An 11,071-nucleotide genomic window follows, 5' to 3' on the forward strand; every position below is an offset into this window, starting at 1 on the left:
GGTGGTGGACAGCGGGAATAAAGGCTACGCCTCTTAACCCCTTACGTGCAGGCCGCACTGGTCATCGTCGTCTAAGTCACACTCATCGGCGGGTTTCAGCGCATGGCGTGGCGGGAAACACACGTGGTTCCGCTATGACCGTCCGGGATGTGGGTACGCAAAAGTGCACCCACACCGCTCAGATGTGCGCTTCCGTCACCGACTTTACGTCAATTTTGATCTCTGGACGTCCCCCGGAAGGGTGACTTTGATTCGGCAGCCCCGAGGGGATTCAGCCACCCCGATGCGCCCGCCGTGCAGATCGACCGCCCAGCGCGCGATGGCCAGGCCCAGACCGGTCCCGCCGTCGCTGCCCTGACCGGGCCGCGGCCGGGCGCCGGGCGCCGGGCCCCCGGAGTTGGGGGAGAGACTGCCCCGGTTGAAGCGTTCGAACACCCGGTGCCGCTCCGCCTCCGGGATACCCGGGCCCTCGTCCTGCACCTCCAGCTCCAGGGCCCCCGGCCCCTCACCGCGCCGCGCCCGCACGCTGACCCGGCCGTGCGCCGGGCTGTGCTTCATCGCGTTGTCGATCAGGTTGGCCATGACCTGGTGCAGCCGCTCGGCGTCCGCGTACGCGGTCAGCTCCGGCGGGGAGACGTCGAGGTCGAGATGGACGTCCTTACGGGTGTGTTTGCCCGAGCCCGCGTCCGCGCCCTTGGCCATGCTGGCCTCCTTGAGGATCCCGGCCAGATACGGCCAGACCTCGAAGGTGCGGGCGTGCAGCGGCACCACCCCGTTGTCCAGCCGGGACAGATCCAGCAGCTGCTCGACCAGCCGTCCCAGCCGCTCCGTCTGGCGCAGCGCGACCCGCATCGTCTCCGGATCCGCCTCCGAGACGCCGTCCACGACGTTCTCCAGCACCGCCCGCAGCGCCGCGATCGGCGTGCGCAGCTCGTGCGAGACGTTGGCGACCAGCTCCTTGCGGTGGGTGTCCACCGCCTCCAGGTCGGCCGCCATCCGGTTGAACGAACTCGCCAGGTCCCCGAACTCGTCCCGGCGCTGCGCCGCCCGCACCCGCTGGGTGTAGTCGCCGTGCGCCATCGCCTTGGTGACCTCGGTCATCTCGTCCAGCGGGGCGGTCAGCCCATGTGCCACGAACTGGGTGATCAGCAGCGAGGCGATGATCGAGAAGACCGTGATCACGCGCAGCTCGGTGTCCGAGTGCATCGCCGCGAACACCAGCAGGGTCGTGATGATGACCGACCCGATGACCAGCGCGCCCAGCGCCGCCTTGACCGAGCGGTACGGATCGAACGGCCGCAGCGCCTCCCACACCCTGTTCCAGGTGGTGCGGATGCGCTGGCTCCGGGACAGGCTCCGGACCCGCCGGATGTGCCGGTCCAGAGCCCATGTGGTCCCGGGAGGTTTCTTCATGCCGCGGGCGTCTCCAGGGCGTAGCCGACGCCGTGCACCGTACGGATCCGCTCCGCGCCGATCTTCCGGCGCAGCGCCTTGATGTGGCTGTCCACGGTCCGGGTGCCGGAGGCGTCCGCCCAGTCCCACACCTCGGCCAGCAGCTGCTCCCGGGAGAGCACCGCGCGCGGGGTGTTCGCCAGACAGACCAGCAGGTCGAACTCGGTCGGCGTCAGATGGACGTCCGAGCCGCGCACCCGCACCCGGCGCTGGGCGTGGTCGATCTCCAGCTCGCCCAGGCGCAGGATCCCGCTGCGCGGGGTGTTGGCGGCCAGCGCCGCCCGCTCGACCCGCCGCAGCAGCACATGCACCCGGGCCGCCACCTCGCGCATCGAGAACGGCTTGGTCATGTAGTCGTCGGCGCCGACTCCGAGCCCGACGAGCATGTCGGTCTCGTCGTCACGCGCGGTCAGCATCAGGACCGGCACCGGCCGTCGCGCCTGCACCCGGCGGCAGACCTCCAGACCGTCGAAGCCCGGCAGCATCACGTCGAGGACCAGCAGGTCCGGCTGCCACGCCTCGGCCGTGTCCACGGCCGCCGGGCCGTCCGCGGCCGTCTGCACCTGGAAGCCCTCGGCGCGCAGCCGGGCCGCGATGGCGTCCACTATGGTCGGATCATCCTCGACGACGAGAATCCGGCGCTGCGCGCCCGGGGTGGTCGTGGCGCCCCCGTTGTGGCCGTTGTGCATCTGCTCCATACGCCCGCCCCTGCGTCGTTCTCATGAATCCGCGGCCGCCTACCGTTTGCGCGCGTGCCGAAACCCACGCGTTCCGCGCCTGGTCATTAACCGGCCACTTTTCGTAGGCAAGCAAGCGTAAGGGCAGCCTACGCGGCTCGGCTACGCGCCTCGAATCCCGAGATGCACCACGTCGGGCACACCCCGGGCAACGGTGATCTCTTCCGTACGCACCGATGTGAACCCGGCATTCCGGAGCGCCTGCTCGAACGCGGGCGACGGCTGGGCCGACCAGACGGCCAGCACCCCGCCGGGGGTGAGGCGGTCCGCGCAGGCGGCGAGCCCGGCGGGCGAGTACAGCCCGCCGTTGTCCTCGGTGACGGTCCAGCCGGGGCCGTTGTCGATATCCAGACACAGCGCGTCGTACGGTCGCGCGCCCTCCGCGGGGTGCCGCAGATGCGCGACGAGATCGGCGTGGACGATCTCCGCCCGGGAGTCGGCCAGCGCCTCGCCGGAGAGCGCCGCCAGCGGCCCGTCCCGGTGCCAGTCGATCACCGCAGCCTCCCGCTCGACCACCGCGATCCGCCCCCACCGCGGCTCGGAAACCGCCTCGACCAGCGAAAACCCCACGCCGAGGCCGCCGATGAGCAGCGCGGGCGAGGGACGCCCCGGCGGCAGCGCGTCGAGCGCGGCGCGGATCAGCAGACGCTCGGAGCGGCCGTCGGAGGTGTCCATGAGGAAGCACCCATTGGCGATGATCTCGAAGACGGCCCCGTCCCCGTGGACGGGGTCACCGGGGTCGCCGCCCCGCTGACGCAGCACGACCTCGCCGTACGGCCCCTCCCGGCGGTCGACGGTCACCGGCCGGTCGTCGGCGATGTCGTACGGCGACTGCATGGCGCGGGTCCTCCCGGGGCTCTCTCGGACGACTCGTATGAGCTGACCCCCTCATCCTCGCGCCGAGGCGACCCGCCGGTCCAACCGTTAGATGGCACGGAGATGTGGCGCAAATGTGTCGACCTTCACATCGCGGGACCGGTGAGATGACTCACGGGGATGGGCGGGTTGAGAGGTCTGCGCGGATATCCGCCGCCCGCGCGCGACGGCCCGGGAAGGGGGCCAGCGGTGACGACATCGGCCCCCGAACCCCAGCCTCCCGAACCCCGGCCCGCCGCCCCGGCACGCGCCGATCCCGCGCCCACCCGTCCCGTACCCGCCCATGGCCCCGGCTCCGGAGCCCTCTGCCGCCCCTCGCCGGGATGCCGTGCACCCTCTGCTACTCGCTGATCCTCCTCGGCACCCCCACCTCGGCGACCCCCGCACCGTCCACGCTCTGCTCACCGACTCCAGCACCGACGTCTCCCACCTCTCCCACCTCTCCCAGCGGCCGCTGCTCACCCTGCTGGCCAGCGCGCTGTGGGTGGTCGGCGGCATCACCTCCCCCTACCTCGCGGCCTTCCTCCTCGTGCTCGGCGCGCTGGAGCGCCGCGTCGGCGGGCTGCGCACCGCCGGGGTCTTCCTGCTCGGCCAGGTCCTCGCGACGCTGCTCACCGAGATCCCGGTCGCCGCGTCCGTCGCCGTCGGCCACCTCCCGGACAGCTCCCTGCGCCGCCTCGACTACGGCGTCAGCTACGGCCTGATCGCCGGAAGCCTGGTGCACTTCGACCCCTTCACCGACGGGGGCCACGCCCTGGCCCTCCTGGCCGGCACCGCCTGCTGGCCGTACGCCCGCCACGCCGCTCAGCGGCCCGGCCAGGTGATCGCTCACAGCGAACGCGGCGCCGGGAACACTTGAGGCCTCGCGCGCATTGAGTCTGCATAGCTCAACTTGCCTGCCGAAGGGGAGATCATGGCTTCGCTGTCTACACCGCTCACCCTGCCCGTGCTGCCTCTCGATGACGAGGTCGTGCTGCCCGGCATGGTGGTCCCGCTGGACCTTTCCGATACCGATGTGCGCGCCGCCGTGGAGGCCGCGCAGGCCGCTGCCCGGGCCGATGGGGATGGGGGGAAGCCGCGGGTGTTGCTGGTGCCGCGTATCGACGGGACGTACGCGGGCATCGGCACGCTCGGGACCGTCGAGCAAGTGGGGCGGTTGTCCGATGGTGATCCCGGGGCGCTCATCCGTGGGGTGCGGCGGGTGCGGGTCGGGGCCGGGACGACCGGGCCCGGGGCCGCGCTGTGGATCGAGGGCACCGCGGTCGAGGAGATCGTGCCGGACCCCCTGCCGGGTGCCGTCACCGAGCTGATGAAGGAGTACAAGGCGCTGGCCACCAGCTGGCTGCGCAAGCGCGGCGCCTGGCAGGTCGTGGACCGGGTGCAGGGGATCGACGATGTCTCGCAGCTCGCCGACAACTCCGGATACTCGCCCTTCCTCAGCGTCGCCCAGCGCGTGGAGCTGCTGGAGACGGCCGACCCGGTGGCGCGGCTCAGGCTGGCCGTGGGCTGGCTGAGCGATCACATGGCCGAGCAGGACGTGGCCGAGTCGATCGCCAAGGACGTCCAGGAGGGCGTCGACAAGCAGCAGCGCGAGTTCCTGCTGCGGCGGCAGATGGAGGCCGTGCGCAAGGAGCTGGCCGAGCTGAACGGCGATCCGGAGGACGAGTCCGACGACTACCGGGCCCGGGTCGAGGCCGCAGAGCTGCCTTCGAGCGTGCGCGAGGCGGCGCTGAAGGAGGTCGACAAGCTGGAGCGGGCCAGCGACCAGAGCCCCGAGGGCAGCTGGATCCGCACCTGGCTGGACACCGTCCTGGAGCTGCCGTGGAACGAGCGCACCGAGGACGCGTACGACATCCCGGGCGCCCAGGCGGTGCTGGACGCCGACCACGCGGGTCTGGCGGACGTGAAGGAGCGGATCACCGAGTACCTGGCGGTGCGTAAGCGCCGCAGCGACCGGGGCCTCGGGGTCGTGGGCGGTCGGCGCGGCGGGGCCGTGCTGGCGCTCGTCGGCCCGCCCGGGGTCGGGAAGACCAGCCTCGGCGAGAGCGTGGCCCGCGCGATGGGCCGGAAGTTCGTCCGGGTCGCGCTCGGCGGCGTCCGCGACGAGGCGGAGATCCGCGGCCACCGGCGTACGTACGTGGGCGCGCTGCCCGGCCGGGTCGTACGGGCCGTCAAGGAGGCGGGCTCGATGAACCCGGTGGTCCTCCTGGACGAGATCGACAAGGTCGGCTCCGACTACCGCGGCGACCCGGCCGCCGCCCTGCTGGAGGTCCTGGACCCGGCACAGAACCACACCTTCCGGGACCACTACCTGGAGGTCGAACTCGACCTGTCCGACGTGGTCTTCCTGGCCACGGCCAACGTCCTGGAGGCCATTCCGGAGGCGCTGCTGGACCGCATGGAGCTGGTGCGGCTGGACGGCTATACCGAGGACGAGAAGGTCACCATCGCCCGCGACCACCTGCTGCCCCGGCAGCTGGAGCGCGCCGGTCTGGAGCCGGGCGAGGTCGGGGTGGCGGACGAGGCGCTGCGCAAGCTCGCCGGGGAGTACACCCGCGAGGCGGGCGTACGGACCCTGGAGCGTTCGATCGCGCGGCTGCTGCGCAAGGTGGCGGCCCAGCACGAGCTGGGGGAGCGCGAACTGCCGTTCACGGTGGGCGTGGAGGAGCTGCGTCCGCTGATCGGGCGGCCGCACCACACCCCGGAGTCCGCGCAGGACCCCGCCGAGCGCCGCACCTCCGTCCCCGGGGTCGCGACCGGGCTCGCGGTGACGGGCGCGGGCGGCGACGTGCTGTACGTGGAGGCGTCGCTCGCGGACGCCGAGACGGGCGGCGCGGGGCTGACGCTCACCGGTCAGCTGGGCGACGTCATGAAGGAGTCCGCCCAGATCGCCCTGTCCTTCCTGCGCTCCCACGGCGCGGAGCTGGAGCTTCCGGTCGCCGATCTGAAGGAACGCGGTATCCACCTCCACGTCCCGGCGGGCGCGGTCCCCAAGGACGGCCCGAGCGCGGGCATCACCATGACCACCGCGCTGGCCTCGCTGCTGTCGGGCCGCCAGGTGCGGCCGGACGTGGCGATGACGGGCGAGGTCTCGCTGACCGGGCGGGTGCTGCCGATCGGCGGCGTCAAGCAGAAGCTGCTGGCGGCGCACCGGGCCGGGGTGACCACCGTGGTCATCCCCAAGCGGAATGAGCCGGACCTGGACGACGTGCCCGCCGAGGTGCTGGCGAAGCTCGACGTCCACCCGGTCTCGGACGTCCGCCAGGTCCTGGAGCTGGCGCTCCAGCCCGCCTCGGCGAGCGCCCCGGAGGTCCCGGTGGCGGCGTAACGGACGCACTTCATTGAGGGTAGACAGGTCTGTCTGGTAGCTTGAGCGGCGAACCAGACAGACCTGTCTGTTCGCATATCGTTCCCAGCGGAGGAAAGCCGTGCGCACCCTTGTCGTCCTCGCCCACCCCGGCCTCGCCGCCTCACGCGTCAACGCCGCCCTCGCCGAGGCCGCCCGGCCGGTGGACGGCGTCACGCTCCACGATCTGTACGCCACCTACCCGGACCTGCGCATCGACGTCGAGCGGGAGCAGCGGCTGCTGCTGGAGCACGACCGGATCGTGTTCCAGTTCCCCTTCTACTGGTACTCGGCGCCGCCGCTGCTGAAGAAGTGGCTGGACGAGGTGTTCCTGTACGGCTTCGCGTACGGCTCGAACGGCACCTCGCTGCGGGGCAAGGCGCTGCTCGTCGCCACCACGGCCGGGGCCGCGGAGGAGATGTACCGGCCCGGCGGGTTCAACCGCTTCACGGTCGCCGAGCTGCTCAAGCCCTTCGACGCGACGGCGAACATCTCCGGGATGACGTACGAGGAGCCGTTCGTCATCCACGGCACGCACGCGGTGGACGACGCGGCGCTGGCCGCGTACCAGGAGGACTACCGCGCGCTGCTGGCGTCCGGGGTGGTGCGCGAGCGCGACCTCGCCACGGTGTAACGCCCGTACAGCAGGGGAAGGGCCCGGCCGCTCGTACGCGGCCGGGCCCTTCGCCGTATCCGGAGTCCTAGGGGCTACACCCGGGCCGGGCACGCCTCCGCGATCAGCACCCGCGCCGCCTCCCGCGCCGCCTCCGCGAACTCCGGCCGGGGCTCCAGCGCCGCCGCGGCCATCGCGCCGTCGACGAGGAGCGAGATCCGCAGGGCGAGTCGCGCGGGGTCGGCGGCTCCGGCGGCCCGGGCCAGCTCGGTCAGCCAGTCCCGTACGGCGCGCTTGTGCTCGGCCGTCGCGGTGTGCGCGGCGGTGCCCGGCTCCGTCTCGCCCGCGGTACGGGTGAACGCGCAGCCACGGAAGCCGTCCCGCCGGGTCGCCGCGCTCAGCGCGTCGAAGACACCGGTGAGCCGGTCGCGCGGATCGGGCCCGGCGGCCTCGGCGGCCTCGGTCAGCTCCCCGCGCCAGTGGGTGTCCGTGGCGCGCAGATAGGCCAGGACCAGATCGTCCTTGCAGCGGAAGTGGGAGTACAGCGTCGCCTTGGCCACGCCCGACTCGGCGATGATCCGGTCCACTCCGACGCCCCGTATCCCATGGGCGTTGAACAGCCCGGTCGCCGTGGACAGGATGCGGTCGCGGGCGGAGGGGCGGGCGCTGCTCGTGGTCATGCCCTCCAGCGTACAGACAGACCTGTCCGTGCGCCGGAGGGCGAGGAGCGAATGAGGCTCAGCCGTTGGCGAGGGCCTTCAGCCGGTCGATCGCGCCGTTGAAGAGGTTGTGGTCGCCGACCGTCGGGCCGGAGGAGGTGTACTGCCAGATGGTGTGGAAGCCCCAGCCCGCGGGCAGCTCCCCGACGGAGGAGCCGTAGCGCGGGATCCACAGCGGGTTGGTGCCGCCGAAGGCGCTGGAGTTGCCGGTGCAGGTGTTCCACCAGCTGGTGGAGGTGTAGATCACCGGGTCGCGGCCGGTGCGCGCCTTGTAGGTGCTGGTGAAGTCCTTGATCCAGGTGACCATCGCGCTGGTGCTCTTGCCGTAGCAGGTGGCGCCGTAGGGGTTGTACTCCATGTCCAGCGCGCCCGGCAGGGTCTTGCCGTCCTTGCTCCAGCCGCCGCCGTGGTCGACGAAGTAGTTGGCCTGGGCGGCGCCGGAGGAGTTGTCCGGCAGCGCGAAGTGGTACGAGCCGCGGATCATGCCGACGCCGTACGAGCCGGTGTACTGCTGGGAGAAGTACGGATTGGTGTAGCTGGTGCCCTCGGTCGCCTTGACGTAGGCGAACTTGACCCCGCTGCTCCAGAGGGTCGACCAGGCGACGTTGCCCTGGTGGCTGCTGACGTCCACGCCTTCGACGGTGGCGAGCAGATCGGACGGCGACGGGGGCTCGCCGGTCGTCGAGCCGCCCTCGTGTTTGAGTATCTGCGAACCCGCCCAGTCGTCCTCGGGGTGGGGGATGGCCTTCGTACCGCCGCTGTTCACGGTCGGATCGTCGTCGGCGGACGCGGGGGCGGACAGCGCGAAGGACGCGGTGAGGAGGGCGGTGAGGAGAGCGGCGAGCAGGCCGGTCAGCGCGCTGGGGGTGCGCCGGGTGGGGCCGGGTCTGAGCACAGGCATGGCGTGCCTCCGAAGCCTCGGTGGGGGGAGCGGGGGGAGTGGGGGGATGCGATTGGAATGGCCATGTCAGGAACGACGCTACGGGCGTAGATAGCAAGGAGGAAGGGGCGGAGTGGGCTGCCGTTGGTCTAATCCTGCGAAATACTGAGGGAGCTGCGGTAACAGCCGTGCGTGCAAGAAACTTTCACGATGTGAAAACCCGGAGAGGGCTCTGACGTGCACAACAACGGGGCAACGCCCCCCGAGGAGGGTGCGGGCGCGACCGTGGGTGGAATTGGTGTGGACCACGCGTTTCTGGCGCTGGAGCGCGAATTGGCGGTCTTCCTCCGCCGCGCCCGCGCCTCCTCGGGCGAATTGGCCCGCGAGGTCCACCCCGATCTGGAGTCCGCCGCGTATGGGCTGCTGATGCGCCTGGAGGACGCGGGGGAGCAGCGCGCGACGGACCTCGCGGCCTACATCGGTGTGGGCAAGGCGACGATGAGCCGTCAGCTGCGCGCGCTGGAGGGGCTCGGGCTGGTGACCCGGGCGCCCGACCCGGCGGACGGCCGGGCCTTCCTGGTGCAGCTGACGGACGAGGGCCGGGCCCGCTTCCGCCGGGTCCGCGGCGCCCGGCGCGCGCGGTACGCCCGCCGTCTCGCCGCCTGGGAGCGCAGCGAGGTCGCCGAACTCGCGCGGCTGCTGCACCAGTTGAACAGCTCGCAGGAAGCCGACGAGCCCGGGCAGACAGCCCGCGCGGAGCGGGACCAGTAGGGCGCTCATGTACGTCAGGATCGGCGAGCCACGCCGATCCGGCGACGCGGGCGTGGCGACTGCGGTACCCGGCCTCTGGAGGCGCTCCCTGACGACCCGCCGGGGCGGCCACCCCAAGCGATGCCCCTCAGCCCCGTCGCGGGCGCCGCGCGCCGATGGCCGCCGCGCCAACGGCCGCTGCAGTTCGGCGGGGACGCCCGCGCGTCAATGTCCGCCGAGCTGACGGCCGTCCCGCCGGGGTGGGCGGGCGCCACGAGCGAGGCCGCCCGGGCCCGGCGCGGGCGGGGCGCCGCGACTCGGCGGGACCGCCCGCGCGCCGATGGCCGCCTGATAGCGGCTGCCCGCTGAGGACCGCGCGCCAACGGCCTCGCGTCTCGTCGGGGACGCTGCGCATGGGTGCGGCTGCGCGGACCCGGTGAGGGCGGGCGCCGCGCCCGGTGGGACGGTCGCTGCGCTGACGACCGCCCGCCGATGATCGCCGCGATAACGGCCGCCCGTCGAGTGACCGCGCGTCAACGGGCGCCCGCCGCCCGCCGAGGGTCGCTGCGGCTCGGTGTCTGTGGGGGGCGCGTCAACGGGCCGCGCTGACGGCCACCGCCGCTCGGCAGCTACGCCACGTACCGGTGCGGCCGCCCAGGCCAATGGGCGGGCCGTCGCGCGAGCGCGGGCCGCTACGGCTCCACGAAGACCGCCGCCGCGTCGTCGTGGGGCTTGCCGCGCGGGAAGGCCGCCCGGTCCGGGTCGGTGTGCTCCGCCGCCCGTACCCGGTCGATCAGGGCCTGCGGCCCCTCCTTGCGCAGCAGTCCGAGGCAGGCGGCCCAGTCGCCCTCGTGGAACACCTCGACCCAGCGCGACGCCCCATCGGTCAGCGCCGCCAGTGCCCGTACCTCCGCGCGCGGCAGGCTGCCGGTGACCGCCTTGGTGACGACCTCGGGGTCGGCCGCCGCGGTGAAGAAGCCGCCCTCGATGTTGCGCAGCGGGCCGACCCGCCGCCCCTCGGCGCGCAGCCGGTCGATGCGGTCATCCAGCACGGCCGTCACCGCGCCCCCGGTCCGCTCGATGAGCAGGGCGGAGTCGGAGAGCACCAGGTACTCGACCCGGTCCGCGCCCCAGCGCGCCACGACGACGGTCGCCTGAGGGGTGAGCGAGTGAGAAAGGTCACATGTTGAACTATGTGCCTCGGCAGTGCGCTCGATCGCGTACGCGAGGCAGTCGGTGAGCGCCGTATCCCGCCGCGAACCGGTCAGTTCGAGCAGCGCGCCGCCCAGCCGGGCGGTGTACCAGGGCACGCCGTGCGCGCATCCGGTGTCGCCATCGGGCGGCGGCGTGACCCCGTCCAGTACCACGAGCGCGCCGCCGTGCCCCGACGCGGGCAGGGCCACGGACGCGTAGTCCTCGTTGGGGCGCTGCGGATCGCCGGGGGCGGTCGCGAGTTCGATGCGCATGCCGTCATTCTGCCGCGCACGCCCCTGGTGCGGGCGTGGGCAGGGGGATGGGCAGAGGGATGGGCATCCTGCCAGGACGGGCAAGCGTTTTCCAGCCCGGGAAATTCGGCCGCCGGGTATGGTCCGGGACGAAAGTTGGTGCTCAACTACGCAATGCGGTTCACTCGTTCGGGTGGGCCGGGTGGGTGATGCGTACCCGCCCCGGAGCCGTCCCTGGAAGGGTCGGAATCCC

At 72.4% G+C, this 11,071-nt stretch carries 10 protein-coding genes; 4 read left to right on the forward strand and 6 right to left on the reverse strand.

Annotation, left to right across the window (positions count from 1 at the left end):
• Positions 1-204 precede the first annotated feature (204 nt).
• The 3 genes from ACWC5C_RS30870 to ACWC5C_RS30880 all read right to left on the reverse strand — a co-directional run bounded on the left by ACWC5C_RS30870 (position 205) and on the right by ACWC5C_RS30880 (position 3,026).
• On the reverse strand, positions 205-1,413 hold the full coding sequence (locus ACWC5C_RS30870) for a sensor histidine kinase (RefSeq protein WP_450880717.1): 1,209 nt from the start codon (positions 1,411-1,413) through the stop codon (positions 205-207).
• Positions 1,410-2,150: a response regulator transcription factor gene (locus tag ACWC5C_RS30875; RefSeq protein WP_358623761.1), complete on the reverse strand. Its 741-nt coding sequence runs from the start codon at positions 2,148-2,150 to the stop codon at positions 1,410-1,412. Before ACWC5C_RS30875 ends, ACWC5C_RS30870 begins: the two co-directional genes overlap by 4 nt.
• Before the next feature lie 141 nt (positions 2,151-2,291).
• The gene (locus ACWC5C_RS30880) at positions 2,292-3,026 is read right to left on the reverse strand and encodes a spermidine synthase (protein ID WP_450880719.1); all 735 of its coding nucleotides are present in this window, start codon (positions 3,024-3,026) and stop codon (positions 2,292-2,294) included.
• 367 nt (positions 3,027-3,393) lie between these two features.
• On the opposite strand from ACWC5C_RS30880, the gene ACWC5C_RS30885 reads away from it, so the two are divergent.
• The 3 genes from ACWC5C_RS30885 to ACWC5C_RS30895 all read left to right on the forward strand — a co-directional run bounded on the left by ACWC5C_RS30885 (position 3,394) and on the right by ACWC5C_RS30895 (position 7,045).
• Complete coding sequence (locus ACWC5C_RS30885) at positions 3,394-3,924, forward strand: rhomboid-like protein (protein WP_450880721.1); 531 nt, start codon at positions 3,394-3,396, stop codon at positions 3,922-3,924.
• A gap of 54 nt (positions 3,925-3,978) precedes the next feature.
• A complete protein-coding gene (gene lon / locus ACWC5C_RS30890; RefSeq protein ID WP_450880723.1) occupies positions 3,979-6,393 on the forward strand; it encodes an endopeptidase La in 2,415 nt (804 codons plus the stop codon).
• A 100-nt stretch (positions 6,394-6,493) separates the two neighbouring features.
• Positions 6,494-7,045 (forward strand): NAD(P)H-dependent oxidoreductase, encoded by a 552-nt coding sequence (locus tag ACWC5C_RS30895; protein ID WP_450880725.1) that lies wholly within the window; start codon positions 6,494-6,496, stop codon positions 7,043-7,045.
• Between the two features lie 74 nt (positions 7,046-7,119).
• Here the strand turns inward: ACWC5C_RS30895 and ACWC5C_RS30900 are convergent, their stop codons facing one another.
• Entirely contained in the window at positions 7,120-7,704 is a 585-nt protein-coding gene (locus tag ACWC5C_RS30900) for a TetR/AcrR family transcriptional regulator (RefSeq protein ID WP_450880727.1), read from the reverse strand.
• A gap of 58 nt (positions 7,705-7,762) precedes the next feature.
• Positions 7,763-8,644 carry a lysozyme gene (locus ACWC5C_RS30905; RefSeq protein ID WP_450880729.1) on the reverse strand — a complete coding sequence of 294 codons (882 nt, stop codon included), beginning with the start codon at positions 8,642-8,644 and terminating at the stop codon, positions 7,763-7,765.
• Positions 8,645-8,860: 216 nt separating this feature from the next.
• On the opposite strand from ACWC5C_RS30905, the gene ACWC5C_RS30910 reads away from it, so the two are divergent.
• Entirely contained in the window at positions 8,861-9,394 is a 534-nt protein-coding gene (locus ACWC5C_RS30910; protein ID WP_385440359.1) for a MarR family winged helix-turn-helix transcriptional regulator, read from the forward strand.
• A 671-nt stretch (positions 9,395-10,065) separates the two neighbouring features.
• On the opposite strand, the gene ACWC5C_RS30915 is transcribed toward ACWC5C_RS30910, so the two are convergent.
• A complete protein-coding gene (locus tag ACWC5C_RS30915; protein ID WP_450880731.1) occupies positions 10,066-10,839 on the reverse strand; it encodes a protein phosphatase 2C domain-containing protein in 774 nt (257 codons plus the stop codon).
• Between the last annotated feature and the right edge of the window lie 232 nt (positions 10,840-11,071).

Source organism: Streptomyces sp. NPDC001700, from assembly GCF_053596435.1.

Excerpts from the sequence above, each read along its gene's own strand:
- ACWC5C_RS30870 (WP_450880717.1), bottom strand. The coding sequence starts at position 1,413 with ATGAAGAAACCTCCCGGGACCACATGGGCTCTGGACCGGCACATCCGG.
- ACWC5C_RS30875 (WP_358623761.1), bottom strand. The coding sequence starts at position 2,150 with ATGGAGCAGATGCACAACGGCCACAACGGGGGCGCCACGACCACCCCG.
- ACWC5C_RS30880 (WP_450880719.1), bottom strand. The coding sequence starts at position 3,026 with ATGCAGTCGCCGTACGACATCGCCGACGACCGGCCGGTGACCGTCGAC.
- lon (WP_450880723.1), top strand. The coding sequence starts at position 3,979 with ATGGCTTCGCTGTCTACACCGCTCACCCTGCCCGTGCTGCCTCTCGAT.
- ACWC5C_RS30900 (WP_450880727.1), bottom strand. The coding sequence starts at position 7,704 with ATGACCACGAGCAGCGCCCGCCCCTCCGCCCGCGACCGCATCCTGTCC.
- ACWC5C_RS30905 (WP_450880729.1), bottom strand. The coding sequence starts at position 8,644 with ATGCCTGTGCTCAGACCCGGCCCCACCCGGCGCACCCCCAGCGCGCTG.
- ACWC5C_RS30915 (WP_450880731.1), bottom strand. The coding sequence starts at position 10,839 with ATGCGCATCGAACTCGCGACCGCCCCCGGCGATCCGCAGCGCCCCAAC.